15 protein-coding genes and 1 pseudogene are annotated in these 19,643 nt (G+C 57.1%); 8 read left to right on the forward strand and 8 right to left on the reverse strand.

Annotation, left to right across the window (positions count from 1 at the left end; genetic code table 11):
* Positions 1-294: 294 nt before the first annotated feature.
* From AC1D2P_RS13065 to AC1D2P_RS13085, 5 genes and pseudogenes are all read right to left on the reverse strand, one after another.
* Positions 295-1,200: an AraC family transcriptional regulator gene (locus tag AC1D2P_RS13065; RefSeq protein ID WP_046033130.1), complete on the reverse strand. Its 906-nt coding sequence runs from the start codon at positions 1,198-1,200 to the stop codon at positions 295-297.
* 80 nt (positions 1,201-1,280) lie between these two features.
* Positions 1,281-2,162, reverse strand: a complete 882-nt coding sequence (locus AC1D2P_RS13070) for a phosphatidylinositol-specific phospholipase C domain-containing protein (protein ID WP_223525540.1) — start codon at positions 2,160-2,162, stop codon at positions 1,281-1,283.
* A gap of 126 nt (positions 2,163-2,288) precedes the next feature.
* Positions 2,289-3,111, reverse strand: a pseudogene (locus AC1D2P_RS13075) (phosphatidylinositol-specific phospholipase C domain-containing protein).
* Between the two features lie 147 nt (positions 3,112-3,258).
* A complete protein-coding gene (locus AC1D2P_RS13080; RefSeq protein ID WP_223525542.1) occupies positions 3,259-4,554 on the reverse strand; it encodes a glycosyltransferase in 1,296 nt (431 codons plus the stop codon).
* A gap of 47 nt (positions 4,555-4,601) precedes the next feature.
* A complete protein-coding gene (locus AC1D2P_RS13085; RefSeq protein ID WP_046033134.1) occupies positions 4,602-4,970 on the reverse strand; it encodes a response regulator in 369 nt (122 codons plus the stop codon).
* 264 nt (positions 4,971-5,234) lie between these two features.
* Here AC1D2P_RS13085 and AC1D2P_RS13090 point away from each other — a divergent pair, with 264 nt between their 5' ends.
* The 5 genes from AC1D2P_RS13090 to AC1D2P_RS13110 all read left to right on the forward strand — a co-directional run bounded on the left by AC1D2P_RS13090 (position 5,235) and on the right by AC1D2P_RS13110 (position 11,779).
* Positions 5,235-8,726 carry a response regulator gene (locus AC1D2P_RS13090; protein WP_477758253.1) on the forward strand — a complete coding sequence of 1,164 codons (3,492 nt, stop codon included), beginning with the start codon at positions 5,235-5,237 and terminating at the stop codon, positions 8,724-8,726.
* Positions 8,726-9,559 (forward strand): CheR family methyltransferase, encoded by an 834-nt coding sequence (locus tag AC1D2P_RS13095; protein WP_109786955.1) that lies wholly within the window; start codon positions 8,726-8,728, stop codon positions 9,557-9,559. The genes AC1D2P_RS13090 and AC1D2P_RS13095 overlap by 1 nt, the downstream gene beginning before the upstream one ends.
* The gene (locus AC1D2P_RS13100) at positions 9,556-10,149 is read left to right on the forward strand and encodes a chemotaxis protein CheB (protein WP_477758254.1); all 594 of its coding nucleotides are present in this window, start codon (positions 9,556-9,558) and stop codon (positions 10,147-10,149) included. The genes AC1D2P_RS13095 and AC1D2P_RS13100 overlap by 4 nt, the downstream gene beginning before the upstream one ends.
* Positions 10,143-11,324 carry a hybrid sensor histidine kinase/response regulator gene (locus tag AC1D2P_RS13105; protein ID WP_077432135.1) on the forward strand — a complete coding sequence of 394 codons (1,182 nt, stop codon included), beginning with the start codon at positions 10,143-10,145 and terminating at the stop codon, positions 11,322-11,324. Before AC1D2P_RS13100 ends, AC1D2P_RS13105 begins: the two co-directional genes overlap by 7 nt.
* Before the next feature lie 77 nt (positions 11,325-11,401).
* A complete protein-coding gene (locus AC1D2P_RS13110; protein ID WP_046033139.1) occupies positions 11,402-11,779 on the forward strand; it encodes a response regulator in 378 nt (125 codons plus the stop codon).
* A 30-nt stretch (positions 11,780-11,809) separates the two neighbouring features.
* On the opposite strand, the gene AC1D2P_RS13115 is transcribed toward AC1D2P_RS13110, so the two are convergent.
* From AC1D2P_RS13115 to AC1D2P_RS13125, 3 genes are all read right to left on the reverse strand, one after another.
* Positions 11,810-13,480 carry an ATP-binding protein gene (locus AC1D2P_RS13115; RefSeq protein ID WP_109786953.1) on the reverse strand — a complete coding sequence of 557 codons (1,671 nt, stop codon included), beginning with the start codon at positions 13,478-13,480 and terminating at the stop codon, positions 11,810-11,812.
* Complete coding sequence (locus AC1D2P_RS13120) at positions 13,477-14,979, reverse strand: ATPase domain-containing protein (RefSeq protein WP_223525545.1); 1,503 nt, start codon at positions 14,977-14,979, stop codon at positions 13,477-13,479. Before AC1D2P_RS13120 ends, AC1D2P_RS13115 begins: the two co-directional genes overlap by 4 nt.
* A 113-nt stretch (positions 14,980-15,092) precedes the next feature.
* The gene (locus tag AC1D2P_RS13125; protein ID WP_477758255.1) at positions 15,093-16,148 is read right to left on the reverse strand and encodes a tetratricopeptide repeat protein; all 1,056 of its coding nucleotides are present in this window, start codon (positions 16,146-16,148) and stop codon (positions 15,093-15,095) included.
* Between the two features lie 183 nt (positions 16,149-16,331).
* Here AC1D2P_RS13125 and AC1D2P_RS13130 point away from each other — a divergent pair, with 183 nt between their 5' ends.
* From AC1D2P_RS13130 to AC1D2P_RS13140, 3 genes are read left to right on the forward strand one after another with little or no spacing between them, the layout of a single operon-like run.
* Positions 16,332-18,467 (forward strand): FUSC family protein, encoded by a 2,136-nt coding sequence (locus AC1D2P_RS13130; RefSeq protein WP_477811461.1) that lies wholly within the window; start codon positions 16,332-16,334, stop codon positions 18,465-18,467.
* Entirely contained in the window at positions 18,457-18,657 is a 201-nt protein-coding gene (locus AC1D2P_RS13135) for a DUF1656 domain-containing protein (RefSeq protein WP_046033144.1), read from the forward strand. Before AC1D2P_RS13130 ends, AC1D2P_RS13135 begins: the two co-directional genes overlap by 11 nt.
* A 4-nt stretch (positions 18,658-18,661) precedes the next feature.
* A complete protein-coding gene (locus tag AC1D2P_RS13140) occupies positions 18,662-19,627 on the forward strand; it encodes an HlyD family secretion protein (RefSeq protein ID WP_223525546.1) in 966 nt (321 codons plus the stop codon).
* The last annotated feature ends 16 nt before the right edge of the window (positions 19,628-19,643 follow it).

Here is a 19,643-nt window from a genome sequence, read left to right on the forward strand (position 1 = left end):
GGACAGTTATTGTTTTTGTGTCTTCCTGAGCAGGGAAGAATGTGCGCTGATTACAGCCTTCAATCGATGGCGTGACAAATCATCCATCGCACTTGAATCGATACTATTTTGCACTGGGATCTGGAAAGGAAGAATTCCGCACCAAGCGCCCTGTAGCAGCTGCCGAAGGCTGCGTTCGAGTGCGCAGCACTCGTTAGGGCAGAGTACACGGTGTTACTGGCGGACCAGAGTTGCAGGTTTTGCGCCTGCTTTGCAGTCGAACGCAGCCTTCGGCAGCTGCTACAGGTCGGAACGTCAGTGCTGATTTTGCTCAGTAAGGCGTTGCACCGCCAACCGCCGGTAGTGCGACGGCGTCATGCCCTTGAGTTGCTGAAAGCGTCGATTGAAGTTGGAAATATTGTTGAAACCCGACTCGAAGCACACATCGGTCACCGGTTTGTCGCCATCGGCCAGCAGCTCGCAGGATTTGCTGATTCGCAGCCGATTGACGAATTCGATGAAGCAGCGCCCGGTGGCTTGTTTGAACACCCTGCTGAAGTACGTCGGCTTCATGCCCAGATGCTCGGCAACTTCCTCAAGCGGCAGCTCCCGGGCGTAATGGGCAAAAATGTAATCGACGGCGCGGTTGGTGCGATCGATGTTGTGTTCATCGGCCAATTGCGGTGTCGTTGCGCCCGACAGTAATTGATAGTCGTCGCATGCCGCCAGCAGCTCCAGCAGAATAAAAAAATGCCCGAGGCGAGTGACGCCTTGGGTGTCGGCAATGCGTTGCATCAGGGTCATGGCCTGGCGGATGGTGCGCTTGCCACGAAACTCGATACCGTACTGCGCGCGCTCCAGCAGTGGCGCGAGGGTCTTGAGCTCGGCGAATACCTGGTGGCCGCTTTCGAACAGTTCGTCGGTGAAGTTGACCAGCATGTCGCGTTTGGGCACCACTTCGTCTTCCGCGACCTGGCTGATCCAGTTGTGAGGCAGGTTGGGGCCGGTGAGGAATAGTGTCTCGGGATAGAAATTACCGATGTAGTCGCCGATGAACACCTTGCCGGAGCTGGCGACGATCAGGTGCAACTCGTATTCCTTGTGAAAATGCCAGCGCACCAGCGGGCAGGGGAAGCCGTGCTGACGATAGATGATGGACAGCCCGTTGTGGTCGTCCATCAATTCGTAGGAGGGGTCGGTCACGCGGGCTGTTCTGGTCATGTTTGGTTGCTTTTTTTGTTATCGCGTTTCGGATCATGCCTCGTTTGCTGCCTGCGGTGCCAGCGTGGCGCGACGTTCGCTTATGCGGGTGTATGCAACCGGTGTCCGTAAACTGCCTTCATGCTGGTGGCGCTCCAGCAATAGCGAACGATATCCGTCTCTTCAAAGAAATCAGTGCTGATGATGCTGCACCGGGTGACCCAATTGCCGGTGGTGTGGAACCAGTCATTGATTTGGTTTTTGATGTGCTGCGGGCCACCCAACAGCGAATAGCAGGTCGCCGGCAACGACCAAAGAAATGACTCGTAAGGTGCTTGCGCAAGGGTCGTTTCGATATGCGTTTGCAGTTCGCCGATGTCGGTGAACACCTTGCCGTTCCACTTGTGACGGATGTGCGGCCAGAAATACTCGCTGTTCAGCCCGGGATTTGCTTGAGCCGCCATGACGATGCGCCGCTGCGAGCTGGCGTGCTTGAGCTGTTCCACGGTACTGAAAGCATCCGCAGAACGGATCAAGCGCGTCCCCAGTCGTCGCATCAGCAAATCATTGAATTGTTGATAATCAAAAAGCTTTGAATCATCGCCCAATTGATGGAAGTCGAAGATGATGAACTCGTCCGGATTTTGAGTGAGGAACGTCGTCACCGCCTCGATCAACTCATCAAGAATGCGGTGGGACTGATAGCCGTTGTGGTGAAAGTAGTAGACCGGTGCTTGCGGGCCGGCGGTGCAGCCGAGGCGAATATCGAACGCCCGTGCGCCGTTGGCCAGTTGCCAGGCAAATGTGTCGGTCTGGCAGGTTGTCCAATTGCCGAGTACCACTTCGTAGTTTGGCGCCCGTTCGTCCATCCCGGCATTATGCGTGCCGGGCCAAATAATATCGGTCAGCTTCAATCGACCTACATCCAGTACGTTGCTCATCCATTGTTTTTTGTCGAGTGGGGTTGCCGTGTTGCGGGTCATGAGAGTTCCTTGTTGTGGAGTCGCCCCATCCGTGGGAAGACTTTCATGACCCAGCGTAGGAGTGCTTGGCCGCATTGCCAGTCACTGAAACAACTGCACAAAAATAGCCATTTAATGGCACTGCAACTAAGGCGTCCGGTTGCCAGCTTTTGTCAGGTTGACGGTTCGGCAATAAGAAACCAGTTGTGATTCGTCAAAGAAGTCGACATTGATAATGTTGCACTTTATCGCCCAGTCGCTGTTCTTTGGGTCAAACCAGGAATCAAGTTTTTCATGAATGTCCACCGGGCCGCCCAGCACGCTGTAACTGGTGGCGGAAAGCGACCAGGGCGCCCAGGTTCCCGGTGGAAACTTCAGCACATCAACAATATGTTTCTGCAGTTCTGCGACATTGGTAATTGCGTTGCCAGTCCACTTGTGCTGTATCTGTTCGAGAAACACATCTTTATCAAGTGCCCTGTGCCAGGGTGCCGCGACTAACACGCGTTGTGCCGGACTGATGTTTTTAAGTTGAGCCAGGCTCTTGGAGCGGTTTTGGGTAGGGATGATGCGATCGCCGAGAAACCGTATCACCATGTCGTTGAAGTAAGCGAAATCAAAGTCATCACCATCCAATGCATGGAAATCCAGGATGATGAATTCGTTGGGATTCTCTATAAGGAAACGCCTCACGTCTGTGACAAGATTGCCCAGGATACGATTATTGCGGTGACCATTGTGATGAATGCGGAATTTCCCCAGCCCGGGCGCCTTGGTTCAACTGGGCATAAAACGATTCGTGCTGACAGGCGAGCCAGTGCGCTGGACGCGGAAACCACGACGCTTTCCAGTCGCTGCCCGCATTATGGCTGCCCGGCAAGGTTAATTGACTGAGCGACAAAGTATCAATAGCCGGCGTCGCGGACATCCAGTTTCTAAGTGCGTAGTTATTCTGAGCGATAGTATCCATTCAATGCATCCGTGCATAAGTTTGTTAGTTGGTTGGTTGTGCCGAACATCACTAATAAAGTTGATGTTCGGTCGCGTATTTATAGAGGGGGTGTCGGGCGCGGTCAATAAGGCGGGTTATGCAAAATGTTTGTTACTGGCAAAAACACTAAGATGGATTGCGGTTCTTGGCTTCAATCCATTGAGACATGTATTGCGTACTTTTATGGTGATGATGGCGCAACATGCTGCCAGTGAAGTTGTCGCGTCTAAGTTGCGCGAGATGTTGTTGGCAGTACAGCAACTTTTCGATGAGTGCAGGGCCATGTTCCGACTGTCGATAACGATCGGCCAACAGCGTTTGCCCCTGGGATTGGGCGTCTGTCCAAAGCGCTTCGTCCTGGTACAGTTGAACCGCGCAATCGGCGAACGCCTGCGCTGTGCGGGTCACCGCGCCGGGCCAGCGGTGTTCGCCGTGCATGGCCTCGGCTCCGATTGGTGTAGTGATCGTCGGCGTTCCACATAACATGGCGTCGACAATCTTGCCTTTGATGCCGGCACCGAAGCGCAGGGGCGCCAGGCAAATCCGCGCCGCCGACATGACTTGCAAGGCATCTGGCGCCCAGTTCATCACATGAAATCCCTGGGCGGCGTTGTGCAGCGCGGTCGCTTTGGGCGGGGTGTAGGCACCGTAAATGTGTAGTTGAGCCGTGGGCAGTTGCGCGCGGATCAGCGGCCAGATGGTGGTTTTCATCCAGAGCACTGCATCCCAGTTCGGCGCGTGTCGAAAGTTACCAATACTCAAAAAGTGCGCACGGTCTACAAAGGGCACCGGAGGTGCACTGGGCAGATCGACCATCAACGGGCACCAGTGCAACACCTTGCGTGGCAGCTTGAACTGCTCGACCAGCAACTCGATTTCCACTTCGGAGATCATCAGGTTCAAGTCGCAACGATACAGCGCCGCGATCTCGCGTTTGGCCAGGTCGGTATCCGCCATCAGTTCGAACTCTTCACGCAGTGCCGGGGCAAATAATTCGCTGAAGTCATTGGCGTCATCACGCTCTTTCAAACGCTCTTTAAGCCGCTGGTGCCGGGCGTGTCGCAGGCTTTGCAAGTCCGAAGTCTCAAGTACTCGCAACGCGTTGGGGCAGTGCTTTTCAACACGCCAGCCAAATTGTTCTTCAATCATGAACTGGTCGAACAACACGATATCTGGTGCCAGTTCACTGATGAACGCGTCGAAACTGCTGTTGTTCAACTCGATGTCCACTTCGCGAATACCCAACGCAGTCAGGTCCGCGCGGTGTTCACCGGTACCGGCGGGGCTGCTGAAGGTAATGTCCCAGCCTTGCTGCAAGAATGTATCGAGGATTTGCATCACATGACCACTGGCCGCAGAAGAACGCGGCTCGGGCCAGACGTAACCAATGACCAGGACTTTGGTTGCGCGGGGCTGACTCATTAACGGGTATTCCTTGGTGCGGGTAAAGGGAAGGGGGGGCGAGACAATCAAGCCTGGCAGGCGAGTATGGATTTGACCTTGTCGCGCAACTGATCGATCGAGAACGGTTTTCCGATCATATGCATGCCATCAGGCACGTCGATGTTTTCGGCATAACCGCTGGCGAACAGGATTGGCAACTGCGGGCGCAGCTTACGCGCCTCATTGGCCAATTCCCGGCCGTCCATCACCGGCAAGCCGACATCGGTCATCATCAAATCAATGTATTGGTCTTCGTCGTTGAGAAATTCCAGGGCCTGTTCGCTGCCATCCGCCTCGAGCACGTTGAATTCCAGCTCCTCCAGCACGTCAACGATCAGCATGCGCACGATCGCATCGTCTTCGACGACTAAAATGATGGATGCCTTGGCGGACATAATGTGTGCTCTCAAAAGATGAGTTCAGGGGGCGCGGGTGGAAAGAAATCGTCGGGCTCTTGCATGAGTAAGTGGTGGATCCCGACAAGTTCCCTACGCTGTGCAAAAAGAATAGCTGCGCGGCGGCCGGCAAGGATAACCGGTCCCTTTTAGGCTCGCGCAGCTAAATGCGGGGATTGCGCTTGATTCATGGCATATAGTTGGATCAATACGCCTTTTTTGGGGCAAACTCCCTGATTTCGAACAGTTCGACAAGGCCTCCCCATGACCACTGCGTCTTCGGTTGATGAGCAACGATTCCGCAAACTCCTGAGCCGCAACGTCAGCCTGCCATTGGGTGTCGGTGTCATCAGTGCGGTGTTTTTTGTCTCACTGATCACTTATTTGTTGTCAGTGATCCAATGGGTCGATCACACCGACCGGGTGATCAATAACGCCAATGAAGCGGTAAAGCTGACAGTCGATCTGGAAACCGGCATGCGGGGTTACTTGCTCACCGGCGACGAGCATTTCCTCGACCCCTACGAGACAGCCAAGCCGAAAATCACGGTTGCGCTCAACACCTTGCTCGAACTCACGGCCGATAACCCGGTGCAGACCGATCGCTTGCGCCGGCTTCAAGCGTTGCAAACTGAATGGGCGAGCTATGCCCAGTCGATAATTGATTTGCAGCGTTCCAGTGGCGATTACCGCAGCGTGGTCAAGGCCGGTCGTGGCAAGCGACTGACCGACGAGATTCGCAAACAGTTCGAAGACGTGATCGACTCGGAGCAGCAATTGCGCACCGCGCGCAACGAAGAGGTGAGTAGAGCCACGATCTGGAGCATCTCCCTGTATCTGATATTCATCGCGACGATCAGCGGTTTGCTGGCTTACATCGGTCGTCGGGATTTGCTTGGCCTGTCGCAAAGTTACGCCGCGAATCTGGCCGCACAACACGCCAGCGCCCAGCGCCTGGAACAGCAAGCCTGGCTGCGCAATGGCCAGACAGAACTTGCCGAGCAAGTACTGGGGCAGTTGAGCCTCAATCTGTTGGGTCGCAATATTCTGCAGTTCTGCGCGCAGTACCTGGGCACCGCCGTGGCCGCCATTTATGTGCGTGAAGATCATGGCGCGCTCAAGCGCATAGCCTCCTACGGTTTCTCTCGCGAGCAAGAAGAGCGCGATCAGCAGATTTACAGCGATGAAGGGATTGTCGGCCAGGTCGCCAACCAGGCTCGCCTGATTCGTCTGGATGACGTGCCGAGCAACTATTTCAAGGTCAGCTCCGGTCTGGGCGAAGGCTTGCCACACAGCGTGCTCGTGGTGCCGACCAGTGACGACGACCGGGTCAACGGTGTCATTGAACTGGGCTTCCTGCGACCGCTGATTGATCGTGACATCGAGTTGCTGGAGTTGATCGCCGGCAACATTGGCACCTCCATCGAGGCGGCTCGCTATCGCCAACGATTGCAGGAAGTGCTGGCCGAAGCCCAACAACTGAATGAAGAGCTGCAAGTCCAGCAAGAAGAGCTGAAATCCGCCAACGAAGAACTCGAAGAACAGTCACGGATTCTCAAGGAGTCCCAGGCCCACCTGGAAACCCAGCAGGTTGAACTGGAGCAGACCAACGAGCAACTGGCCGAGCAAGCGCAAATCCTCGCCGATCAGCGCGACGCCATGGACCAGAAAAACACCGAGCTGAACCAGGTGCAAGTCCAGCTTGAAGACCGCGCCGAAGAGCTGCAACGCTCCAGCAAGTACAAGTCCGAGTTTCTCGCCAACATGTCCCACGAACTGCGCACGCCGTTGAACAGCTCGTTGATCCTGGCCAAATTGCTCGCCGAAAATCCCCAGGAAAACCTGACTGTCGAGCAGGTGAAGTTTGCCGAGTCGATCTATTCCGCCGGTAATGACTTGCTCAATCTGATCAACGACATCCTCGACATTTCCAAAGTCGAGGCTGGCAAGCTGGAAATACGTCCCGAGAACACCAGTGTCGAGCGCCTCGTCGACGGCTTGCGCGGGATGTTCGAGCCGGTGGCGATGGACAAGGCGCTCGCGTTTCATGTCGAGTTGCAGCCCGGTTCGCCAAAGATGCTTTTCACCGACCGCCAGCGCCTGGAGCAAGTGATCAAGAACCTGCTGTCGAACGCTGTGAAATTTACGGAGAAAGGCTCGGTCAGCCTGACCGTCGCGCCGCAGCCCAATAACGGCGTTGCCTTCGTCATTCGCGATTCAGGTATCGGTATCGCTGATGAACAGCAGGAAAGCATTTTCGAGGCGTTCCGCCAGGCTGACGGCACCACCAATCGGCGTTACGGCGGCACAGGCCTGGGCTTGTCGATTTCAAGGGATCTGGCCGCGTTGCTCGGCGGCTCCATCAGCGTGGCCAGCGAACCGGGGCAGGGCAGCGTGTTCACGCTGGTCTTGCCTCAACAATACGTCGAGCCGACCGGGGAACCGGTTGAGCCCCTTAGGGCTTCAGCCGTTGCCATCGCCCACCGCGTGGCGCCAGCAGCACCGGTATTGGTGACTGCCGCGGTTGATATTCCTCGCTTCAACGATGACCGCACTCAGGCGCCTTTCACGACTCGATGCATTCTGGTGGTGGAAGATGAGCCGAACTTTGCGCACATCCTCTACGATCTCGCGCACGAACTGGGCTATCAATGCCTGGTCGCCCACGGTGCCGATGAGGGGTATGACCTGGCCAGGGAGTTCATTCCCGACGCCATTCTGCTGGACATGCGCCTGCCGGATCATTCCGGGCTGACCGTGTTGCAACGCTTGAAGGAACACGCCGAGACCCGCCACATTCCGGTTCACGTGATTTCGGTTGAAGACCGGGTCGAAGCCGCGATGCACATGGGCGCCATCGGTTACGCGGTCAAACCGACCAGCCGCGAAGAGCTCAAGGATGTATTCACCCGCCTCGAAGCCAAGCTGACCCAGAAGGTCAAGCGGGTGCTGCTGGTCGAAGACGACGATTTACAGCGCGACAGCATTGCCCTCCTGATTGGCGATGAAGACATCGAAATCACCGCCGTTGGCCTGGCTCAGGATGCGCTGGACCTGCTGCGCACGACGATTTTCGATTGCATGATCATCGACCTGAAGCTACCGGACATGCTCGGCAACGATTTGCTCAAGCGCATGTCCACCGAGGACATCTGCTCGTTCCCGCCGGTGATTGTCTACACGGGGCGCAACCTGACCCGCGATGAAGAGGCTGAACTGCGCAAGTATTCGCGCTCGATCATCATCAAGGGTGCGCGCTCGCCCGAACGCTTGCTGGATGAGGTCACACTCTTTCTGCACAAAGTCGAATCGAAGTTGTCCCATGAGCGGCAGAGGATGCTCAAGACCGCGCGCAGCCGCGACAAGGTCTTTGAGGGTCGCAAGGTGCTGCTGGTGGACGACGATGTTCGCAACATCTTTGCCCTCACCAGTGCGCTGGAGCAAAAGGGCGCCGTCGTGGTCATTGGCCGCAACGGTCATGAAGCCATTGAGAGACTGAATGAAGTCGAGGACATCGATCTGGTGTTGATGGACGTGATGATGCCGGAGATGGATGGCTTTGAAGCCACGATCGAGATCCGCAAGGACCCGCGCTGGCGCAAGTTGCCGATCATTGCGGTGACGGCCAAGGCCATGAAGGACGATCAGGAGCGCTGCTTGCAGGCGGGCGCTAACGATTATCTGGCCAAGCCCATCGACCTCGATCGGCTGTTCTCGCTGATTCGTGTGTGGTTACCGAAGATGGAACGCATTTAGTGGAACGCATTTATTCCGTGGAGCGAAACAGCGAAATCGAGTTGCGCTTGTTGATCGAGGCGATTTACCTCAAGTACAGCTACGATTTTCGCGATTACTCCGGTGCTTCGATCAAGCGTCGGGTGAATCATGCGCTGGCACAATTTGAGTGCACTACCATCTCGGCCCTGCAAGAAAAGGTGCTGCATGACCCGAACGCGTTCATGCAGTTGCTGCAGTTGCTGACGATCCCGGTCAGCGAAATGTTTCGTGACCCATCGCATTTCCTGGCGATCCGCAAGGAAGTGGTGCCACTGCTCAAGACCTATCCCTCGATCAAGATCTGGATCGCGGGTTGCAGCACCGGTGAAGAGGTCTATTCGATGGCGATTCTGCTGCGCGAAGAAGGCCTGCTGGAGCGCACCATCATCTATGCCACCGACATCAACCCGCGCTCGCTGGAGAAGGCCAAGCAGGGGATTTTCTCCATGGAAAATGTCCGGGCCTACACTGCTAATTATCAGCAGGCAGGTGGCCAGCGTTCATTTGCCGATTACTACACGGCGGCCTATGGTTACGCCATTTTCGACAAGAGCCTGTGTGAGAACGTGACCTTTGCCGATCACAGCCTGGCGACGGACAGTGTCTTTTCAGAAACCCAATTAATTTCGTGTCGTAATGTATTGATTTATTTCAATAAAAAACTTCAGGATCGTGCGTTCGGGTTGTTCCATGATTCCCTGTGCCATCGTGGCTTCCTGGTGCTGGGCAGCAAGGAAACGCCTGATTTTTCGGCCTTTGGCAACCAGTTCGAGCCGTTGGTCAAACAAGAACGGATCTACCGCAAATCATGAAAAAGGCTGCAGAGTTTCCTTCCATCGAGGCCATCGTCATCGGCGCGTCGGCCGGCGGCGTGGAGGCGTTGCTCACGTTGCTCAGCCCGCTGCGTAAAGGTTTCGCGTTGCCGATCATCGTGGTGCTGCACTTGCCCGACGAACGCTGCAGCCTGTTGTCCGAGGTGTTTGCGCGCCGGGTTTCGATGCCCGTCGAAGAAGCCGCCGATAAAACCCGGGTCAAAGCCGGCACGCTGTATTTCGCCACACCCGGTTACCACTTGTCGGTGGAGCAAGACCGCAGTTTTTCGTTGAGCCTGGAAGATCGCGTGCACCATTCGCGCCCCGCCATTGATTACTTGTTCCAGTCTGCTGCTGACGCCTACGGCCCGAGCCTGGCCGCGGTGTTGCTGACGGGCGCCAATCGCGACGGAGCGGTTGGTCTGTCTCACGTTAAATATCACGGTGGGCTGACCGTCGTGCAGGACCCGAATGAGGCGCAGGTAGCGACCATGCCCCAGGCTGCGCTGGATATTCAGCAGCCCGACCACATTCTCTCTATTGGCGGCATCGGCCGTCTGCTTGTCGAGCTGGAACGAATAGCATGCTAAGTAACATCCAAGCCAAACTGCTGATCGTCGACGATCTGCCGGAGAACCTGTTGGCACTCGAAGCGCTGATCAAGCGTGAAGACCGGGTGGTCTATAAAGCCTTGTCTGCCGATGAAGCGTTGTCGCTGTTGTTGCAGCATGAATTCGCCATGGCCATTCTCGATGTTCAGATGCCGGGCATGAATGGTTTCGAGTTGGCCGAGTTGATGCGCGGCACGGAGAAAACCAAAAACATTCCGATTGTGTTTGTCAGCGCTGCAGGTCGAGAACTGAACTACGCGTTCAAAGGCTACGAAAGCGGTGCCGTGGACTTCTTGCACAAGCCGTTGGACATTCACGCGGTCAAGAGCAAGGTCAATGTGTTTGTCGACCTGTATCGCCAGAGCAAGGCGATGAAACAGCAGGTCGAAGCGCTGGAGCAAAGCCGCCGCGAGCAGGAAGAACTGCTCAAACAGTTACAGCACACGCAGTTGGAATTGGAGCAAGCGGTGCGCATGCGCGATGACTTCATGTCTATCGTCGCCCATGAAGTGCGTACGCCGCTCAATGGCCTGATTCTCGAAACTCAGCTGCGCAAGATGCACCTGGCTCGGGACAACGCGTCGGCGTTCACCCTGGACAAGATGCACGCCATGGTCGACCGCGACGAGCGCCAGATCAAAAGCCTGATCCGCCTGATCGAAGACATGCTCGATGTGTCACGTATCCGCACTGGCAAGCTGTCTATCCGCCCGACAAAATTCGACCTGGTGCAACTGGTGGGCAATGTGTTGAAAAACTTTGCGCCGCAGGTCGATTCCGCCGAGTGTTCCACGCACTTTACGGCCGGGCAGCCAGTGGTCGGCAATTGGGATGAATTTCGTATCGAGCAAGTCATTTCAAATTTACTGACCAACGCCTTGCGTTATGGTGGCAAAAGCCAGATTGACGTGCGGGTTTATGCACAAGACGGTCAGGCGCGGGTTGAGGTGCAGGATCGAGGGATCGGTATCAGTGAAGAAAACCAGAAGCGTATTTTTCAGCAGTTCGAGCGTGTTTCAGCCAAGACCGTGGTCGCGGGGCTGGGGCTTGGGCTGTTTATTTCCGAACAAATTGTCGCCGCACATGGCGGCTCCATCGCCGTCGAGAGCAAAATCAACGAAGGCGCCTTATTTCGCGTTTGTCTGCCGCTTTAGGAAATGAGCCAGATAAACGCAACCTCTGAGCGACCCCAGGGTCGTATCAGCAGCTATTGACCGAACAAAGGCTTCCCATGAGTGAAGATGCACAAGACGTCGTACTGATCGTCGAAGATGATCCGTCTATTTTGATGGTCCTTTCGGCGTATTTGTCGGGCGAGGGTTACCGGGTACTGCAAGCGGAAAACGGCGAGCAGGCCTTTGAAATTCTGGCCAGCAAACCGCACCTGGACATGATGATCACCGACTTTCGCCTGCCGGGCGGGATTACCGGCGTACAGGTCGCGGAACCTGCGGTCAAGTTGCGCCCGGAGCTCAAGGTGATCTTTATCAGCGGCTATGCACAGGAAGTCCGCGAGACGGACAGCCCGATCACCAAAAAAGCGCCGATTCTGGACAAGCCGTTTGATCTGGATGTATTGCAAGAGCTCATGCAACAAATGCTTTCCTGAGCACCTTGCCATCGGCGGTCACGGTAGGGATCAGATGCTGATCATCTCCCGAACCTTGGCCGTCAGCAGATCAAAGGTAAAAGGTTTGGTGATCATCTGCATGCCAGGGTCCAGAAACCCTCCACGCACGGCCGCGTGTTCGGCATAGCCGGTGATGAACAGCACCTTTAGATCAGGTCGGTACTGCCGACCGATTTCCGCCAGTTGCCGGCCATTCATGCCCGGCAGCCCGACGTCACTGATCAACAGATCAATGCGTTGCGCCGAGTCGAGAATTGGCACGGCACTGTCGGCGTCGCCGGCTTCTACATAGGCGTAGCCCAATTCACTCAACACGGCACTGACCAGTACCCGGACCGCCGGATCGTCTTCGACAATCAGCACGGTTTCACCGTCCAGGGCGTGAGGGGCATGCTGGATGTCGATCAGGTTTTCCTCAGCCAGATCCCCGCTGTAACGCGGTAGAAACAGGCTCACCGAGGTGCCGTGACCGACTTCGCTGTCGATCGTGACGTGACCGTGGGATTGTTTGCTGAATCCGTAAATCATCGACAACCCCAAACCGGTGCCCTGGCCAATCGGCTTGGTCGTAAAGAAAGGGTCAAAGGCCCGGCTGATGGTGCTTTCGGGCATGCCGCAACCGGTGTCGGTGACGCGCAACAACACGTAATCACCCGGTAGCAGATTGCCGTGAGCTGCAACGAACCGCGAGTCCAGTTGCTGATTTGAGGTGTTTACAATCAACGTGCCGCCTTCAGGCATGGCATCGCGGGCGTTGAGCACAAGGTTGAGCAGGGCACTTTCGAGTTGATTGGGATCGGCCTCGGCCACCCACAGGTCTTCGCTCAGTTGTATGTCCAGTTCAATACTTTCGTTGATGCTGCGTTGCAGCAATTCGCCCATGGACGCTACGAGGGTGTTCATTTCAACGGGCTTGGAGTCCAGTGATTGGCGCCGCGAGAACGCCAGCAATCGATGGGTCAAACCGGCGGCGCGGTTGGCGGATGTCACGCCAAGGTCGATCAACCCGTCCAGGTCCTCGGTGCGCCCCCTCGCAAGGCGCCGACGCAGCAATTCAAGACTGCCGATGATGCCAGTCAGCATGTTATTGAAGTCATGGGCGATGCCGCCGGTAAGCTGTCCGACCGCTTCCATTTTCTGTGATTGCCTGAGGGCTTCTTCGTTGTGGCGCAGCTGTGCGGTGCGTTCCTCGACCTGTTGCTCAAGGGTTTCCAGGGTTGTTTGCAGGCGCAGCTCGCTTTGGCTCAGGTCAATCAAGCGGTCCCTGGCTTCATACTGTCGTCGTCGCCCGCGCAAGGCGGTGGCGACCAGGCTGATCAGGGTCACGGGATGGAAGGGGCGCTCCAGAAACGTTACGTTGCCCAGCTGCGCGCCCAGCCGAGAGGCGGGGTTTTGCTCCGGGCCGCCGTGGTGGGTCAGCAGTACGATCGGCAGGTCCGACCAGGCGGGTTGATGGTCGATCAAGCCCAGAAGGGGGTCAAGATCAGAGCCCAGCAAGGCTTCGGATGCAATCAGCAACAGCCCGGCGCCTTGCTCAAGTTCGTCGCACAGTGTGATCAAGTTACGGGTGACGAGCCCTTCAAATCCGGCTTCATTGAGCATCATCAGGGCTATCTGGCTGTCGCGTCCCAGTGGCGCGAGGATGATCGCGCGCTCGGACATCGCCTCGATGGCCGTCACTTTTGATCTTCCCTGAGCAACGGGTTGCTGGCGCCCAGATAAGTAGGCACGCCACGCAACACGCCTTGAAACGCGTCCAGCGGTTCACCGATGGTCATGCCAAGGCTGCTGATGCGGTATTCGCGGATGGTCGACTCGTGGCTACCCGTACGTTTCTTGATGATCGAGATCGCCCGGCGAACCTTGCCCAGCGCTTCGAAGTAGCGCAGCAGAATCACCGTGTCCGCCAGGTAAGTGATGTCGACCGGCGCCTGCATGTCGCCGACCAGCCCGTGTTGGGCCACCGTCATGAACGTCGCCGCACCCTGGCGATTGAGGTACAGCAGCAACTCGTGCATGTGCAGCACCAGCGCATTTTCCCCGGGCATCGCAGCCTGATAGCCGTTGATGCTGTCGATGACCACGGTTTTGATATGGCCTTCGTCGACGCAGCAGCGAACCCGGTGGGAGAACTCTCCGGGAGACAACTCGGCTGCATCCACTTGTTCGATCAGTAAATTGCCGGTGTCTTGCAGGGCCTGCAAATCAATACCCATGTTTTTCATGCGCTCGAACAACAGCCCCATTTCTTCATCGAATATGAACAACGCGGCTTTTTCACCGCGCGCCACGGCGGCGGCGGCGAAGATCATCGAAATCAGCGATTTGCCGGTACCGGCCGGGCCAAGGATCAGCGTGCTGGAGCCGGTTTCTATTCCGCCACCGAGCAGGGCGTCCATTTCCTTGATGCCGCTGGTCAACTGTTGCCGGGTGTAACGCCCGCGGTGCTCGGCGGCCACGAGGCGCGGGAAGACATGCACGCCATCGCCCATGATGGTGAAGTCATGAAAACCGCCACGGTATTTTTGACCTCGATACTTCACCACGCGGATGCGACGGCGTTCGGCGCCGTAGTTGGGTGTCAGCTCTTCCAGGCGAATCACGCCGTGGGCGACGCTGTGTACGGTTTTATCGAGGGATTCGGTGGTCAAGTCATCCAGCAACAGCACCGTGGCGTCGTACCGCACAAAGTAGTGCTTGATCGCCAGAATCTGTCGGCGGTAACGCAACGAGCTTTGAGCCAGCAGGCGGATTTCAGACAGGCTGTCGAGCACCACGCGGGTCGGTTTGATCCGTTCAACCACTTCGAAAATCTGCTTGGTGGCTTCGCCCAGCTCAAGGTCCGAGGAGTACAACAGGCTTTGCTGCTGCTCGGCATTGAGGAGGCTTTCCGGTGGGGTCAGCTCGAAGATGTGGATGTTCTCATCCAGCTCCCAGCCGTGGGAACGCGCACCTTGGCGCAGTTCGCGCTCGGTTTCCGACAGCGTGATGTACAACGAGCGCTCGCCCGCCAGGGCGCCGGCCAACAGAAAATGCAAAGCGACGGTGGTTTTGCCGGTGCCGGGCTCACCCTCCAGCAAAAAAACATGCCCGCGGGACAAGCCACCGGCCAGGATGTCATCCAGGCCTTCGATGCCGGTGGCGGCTTTTGCACTGATGAACTCGTTAGATGTAGACAAAAAGAACCCTCTCATAAATAGGGGAAGTGAGGCGCCAGGCTGAAGTGCCTGAACGGGCTGCCTGATCACTTGACCGCTGGCCGTGATGACGGTTCAACGTAATTTCGTGAGGGTTAAAGCCCTTGCTGCAACGCGGGATCATCCGGGTTGAGTTGTTCCAGTTGTGCCAGCAGGATTTGCACGTTCTGCAACTGTCCGCTTTCCTTCCAGTAGTTGATCAGCAGCACTCGCGCCTTGCGATCGGACGGGTGACGCTGGACGATTTCCTGTAACTGTTTTTGCGCAGCCTCCAGCTCTTGCTCAAGGTGCAAAGTGGTCGCCAGGTCGTAGCGATATTCCTTGTTGTCAGGCTCCAGCTCTACGGCTTTGGAGAGGCCGAGGAGGGCGAACTCACTCTGTCCGTGGTGCAGCAACCACAGCCCCAGGGCGTGTTGCAGATACGCTGAGTCGGGTTGCGCCTTTAACTGTTTCGCCAACAACTGGCGCGCGGCATCGCTTTGGCCTTGCCGGTCGAGCACGTCGATTTGCATCACCAGCGCCGGCAAATTGCCGGGTTCCAGCTGCAACGTGCGGTCCAGCGCCTCTTGTGCCTCTTTCAATTCGGCGTTGTGCAGGTGCAAGCGCGCCAATTGGTATTGGTTCTGCGCGCTGGGTGGCTGACTTTGAAGGGCCCATTCCCAGGCGTCGATGGCTTGCTCCAGCGGTCCGAAATACAACCCCAGCTCATCCGGCGAGAGCCCCAGCAGGGCGTTGACGGCTGCAAAACGCACGCTTGGCTCGCTGTCGTCGAGCAACGGGCCAATCAGCAGGCTGCGTTGCCCCGCGGACACCAGGCCGCTAATGCTTTTGATCGCGGCGATCCGCACGTCTTCATTGGCATTTTGCAGGTCCGCATCCGCCAGTTTCAGGGCTTGCGGGCTTGGGTAATTGGGCAATTCGGCATGCAGCCAGATACGCCGCTTGGCGGACAGGTCAGGGCGTGCCAGTTGTTGGTATAGCACCCGTGCGGCTCCCGGTTGACCGGTACGTGCCTGAGTCAGTGCTTCGCTGTAACCACGCTTGATCGCCTCCGGGACCTCAGGTGTGGTGCTGCGCAGGAGTAACCAGGCAATAAAGACGGTAAACAGCACACAGAGGCTGATAAGCAAATAGCGGCGGGGCTGGGGCATGCAGGAATCCAGGAGCTGGCAAGCTTTTGCAAAGCTGTCAGCTTCGGTCAGGTCGGGCTGTGAGTCAAACGCTGACTTGGCCCGGTGTCGACGATTTAGCCTACAGGGTACGTCGACATTGAAACCTGTCGAGGCTCTGAAGCAGTGACTACGCTTGCTAGAGATGACTCGACGAGTATTCCCATGCAACCGCTGCTCCAATACTTCAAGGCAATGCTCAATCCCGGGCAAGCGGTGCTGCTGTTTGCCTTGAGAACCATCGCGGCCGGGTTGTTGACCCTGTATCTGGCGTTCCTGTTCGACCTCRACCAACCCAAGTGGTCGATCATGGCGGTGGTCATCGTCAGCCAACCTCTGGGTGGCATGGCACTGGCCCGCAGTTTCGGCCAGGTCATCGGCACCACAATGGGCGCTGCGGTGGCCGTCCTGATCATGGCGATCTTTCCCCAGGCGCCGCTGCCTTTCATCATTACCCTGGCCCTGTGGCTGGCGCTGTGCACCGCCGGTGGCACCTTGTTGCGCTACACCAGCTCCCAGGCATTTGTACTCAGTGGTTACACGGCTGTGGTGGTGGCGCTGTTGGCCATACCGGATCAAGACGGCACCTTTCTGCTGGCGATTACCCGTGTTACCGAGACGCTGCTGGCGGTGGCGTGCGTCTGCGTCGTCAGCCTGTTGACCGCGCGACCGGAGGCCGTAGCCCGGAGTTATTTCACCAAGATCGATCAAGTGATCAAATTACTGGCGACACACGCCGCAGCGGCGATTCGAACCGAAGAATCCGAAGCTGATTTCCACCGCCGGCAAATGCAGTTATTAGGCGAAATCAGCGCCCTGGAGGGATTGCGCCGGCACCTTTATTTCGACGCCCCCCGACTGCGTAGCGCCGATGGCCTGGTGCAACTGCTGGGAAACCAATTAGTGTTGCTTACCTCCCGGCTGACGGCCCTGCGTCACCAGCGTCAACTGCTGGCTGAGCGCTGGAAAGGTGATTTGCCCGAAGAAATACAGCGTTTGCGCGCCGAAGAATTAGCATTTCTTGATGAGCTGGCCCTCAAGGGACGCTCGCTTTCACCCGATGATCGCCATCATTTTTCGGCATTGCAGCAGCGATTTGATGATCAGGCCTACAAGGCTGAACAACTGACTGAAGCCATGCCGGCGACGCTGCGCTCATTGGCGTGGGCGCTGCGCTGGGAGCAGGCGCGGATGCTGCAGCAACTGGAGCAGATTCTGGAGTTGAGCGACGCCATTCAGGAGGAACGCCAGGCCAGTTGCGTGTTTCGCGGGCAGGAAAACCCATTGCATCTGGATTACACCCTGGCAGCGATGAACGCGACCCGGGCATTTACCGCGTTGCTGGTCGCCGGGCTGATCTGGATCGAGACCGGTTGGGACGGTACGCGGGGCGCGATGATCCTGGTGGGGATCCTTTGCTCCCTGATGGCAACGTTCCCCAGGCCGCTCCTGGCGGCGCAAAGCTATGCAAGGGGGCTGGGCCTGGCGTTGGTGGTGTCGGCGCTCTATCAATTCATGCTGATACCCATGATCAGTGATTTCCAGCTATTGGCATTGCTGTTGGTACCGTTGTTGTATGCCGTCGCAGTGGGGCTTTCCACGCCTGCCACCACCGGGACAGGCATCGGTCTTGGGCTGACGACATTTCTGTTGTTTGGACCGCAAAACGTCGGGATAGGCCAGAACAGTGCGATCCAGTGGTTCGAGTTTGCCGGCGCATACATCAGCGCAACCGTCCTGGCCTTGAGCGTCTTCGCGTTGATTTTTCCGTTCAGGCCTGACTTACGGATTCGTCGGCTGTTCAAGGAGAATTGCGAGCAGGTCCACGCCTTGATGAAAACATCGGCCGCCGACGAACATCAATTTGCCTTCGAAAGCCGTATGGTCGATCGATTGACCATGATGTTGGGATTATTGCCGGCCACCAGCGACAAGTCTTCCGGGGAACTGTTTCAGGTCAGTCTCGGGTGCATGGCTTTGGGCGTTGCACTGAACCAACTCCGGCAGCAGGGGCAGGGCAACACGTTGTTGAGTTCGGAGCAACAGCAACGGTTGCTGACTGCGGTGCGCGATTGCGGAAGGTGGGTTGCCGGGCGGCCGGGGATAGACCTCAACCGGCTACTGGGGGATTTGCACACCTTGGGCGACGAGATGGACGATCTGCATCTGGTGGTTCACGAACAGCTGTGGTCGGTGTTCCGAATGCGCGTGGCACTGCTGATCGTCGAGTCGTTCATCCAGCGATATCGCGAGTACTTCCAACCTGTGGACACAGTAGGAGCGCCAGCCCTTGCCCATTGATTTTGAACTGGGTGGCGTGTATTTGCCGCCTATCGCTCAGGCACTGCTGTTGGCGCTGCCGATATTTCTGGCGCTGGATTGGGGCTTGCGTCGCCTCGGCGTGCTGCGTTTCGTCTGGCATGAAGCGTTGTTCGAGGGCGCGCTGTATGTCTGCGTATGCGCAACGTTGATTTTGCTGATGGGAGCCTGATGCCTTGAAGAAAAACCTTGCCCGATTCGCAACACTGGCTGTTGTACTGTTGGCCTTTCTACTTGGCTGGTTTGCCTGGCAGCATTACACCCGATCCCCCTGGACCCGGGATGCACGGGTTCGTGCTGATGTGGTGACCTTGTCTGCCGACGTGTCAGGGCGCATCGTCAAGTTGGCCGTTCAAGACAACCAGCATGTTGAAAAAGGCCAGTTGCTGCTGGAAATCGACCCGGCTCGCTACACCCTCGCGGTGGAGCATGCCAAACGGTCTGTGGAAGTAGCGAAGGCTTCGCTGGGGCAATCACAGGCGACGATTTCCGCCAGCGAGTCGCTGCTCAGGCAGCGGCAGAGTGAGGAGCGTCGGCGCCGTACGCTAAAGGACCGCTCGGCGATCTCAGGGGAGGAGTGGGAAAAAGCCAACACCGACGTATCCGTGGCCGAGGCCGATCTACTGCGTAACCAGGCCAATCTGATTTTGGCCCAGGCCAACGTGCAGCTGGCGATCGCGGCGTCGACTCAGTCTGAACTGGACTTGCAACGCACCCGGGTCGAATCGCCCGTCACGGGCTATGTCACCAACCTGCTGACCCGTCAGGGCGACTATGCGTCTGCTGGCGGCCCACTGTTGGCGCTGGTAGACAGCAATTCGTTTTATGTCAGCGGCTATTTTGAAGAGACCAAATTGCCACGGATCCGGCTGGGCGACCGGGTCAACATCGAGTTGATGAGCGGCGAAGCCTTTGGTGGCACGGTGCAAAGCATTGCTTTCGCCATCGCCGACCGGGAAAACCTGCCCGGCGGGCGCTTGCTGGCCAACATTAACCCCAGTTACACCTGGGTCAAACTGGCGCAACGGGTGCCAGTGCGAATTGAGATTGACGCCGACTATCCCGGTAAAAACCTCCTGCGCGCGGGGACGACGGCCACGGTGAGCGTTCTGGAAAACCGCGAAGCCCGGGATCATCGGTAATCCTTGAAGCAAAAAA

The sequence above is a fragment of the Pseudomonas sp. P1_F1_2 genome (assembly GCF_056405815.1).

What these genes read in the sequence shown, in the direction of transcription:
- AC1D2P_RS13070 (WP_223525540.1), bottom strand. Translation starts at nt 2,162, where the DNA reads ATGACCCGCAACACGGCAACCCCACTCGACAAAAAACAATGGATGAGC.
- AC1D2P_RS13110 (WP_046033139.1), top strand. Translation starts at nt 11,402, where the DNA reads ATGAGTGAAGATGCACAAGACGTCGTACTGATCGTCGAAGATGATCCG.
- AC1D2P_RS13100 (WP_477758254.1), top strand. Translation starts at nt 9,556, where the DNA reads ATGAAAAAGGCTGCAGAGTTTCCTTCCATCGAGGCCATCGTCATCGGC.
- AC1D2P_RS13080 (WP_223525542.1), bottom strand. Translation starts at nt 4,554, where the DNA reads ATGAGTCAGCCCCGCGCAACCAAAGTCCTGGTCATTGGTTACGTCTGG.
- AC1D2P_RS13065 (WP_046033130.1), bottom strand. Translation starts at nt 1,200, where the DNA reads ATGACCAGAACAGCCCGCGTGACCGACCCCTCCTACGAATTGATGGAC.
- AC1D2P_RS13090 (WP_477758253.1), top strand. Translation starts at nt 5,235, where the DNA reads ATGACCACTGCGTCTTCGGTTGATGAGCAACGATTCCGCAAACTCCTG.
- AC1D2P_RS13085 (WP_046033134.1), bottom strand. Translation starts at nt 4,970, where the DNA reads ATGTCCGCCAAGGCATCCATCATTTTAGTCGTCGAAGACGATGCGATC.
- AC1D2P_RS13125 (WP_477758255.1), bottom strand. Translation starts at nt 16,148, where the DNA reads ATGCCCCAGCCCCGCCGCTATTTGCTTATCAGCCTCTGTGTGCTGTTT.
- AC1D2P_RS13105 (WP_077432135.1), top strand. Translation starts at nt 10,143, where the DNA reads ATGCTAAGTAACATCCAAGCCAAACTGCTGATCGTCGACGATCTGCCG.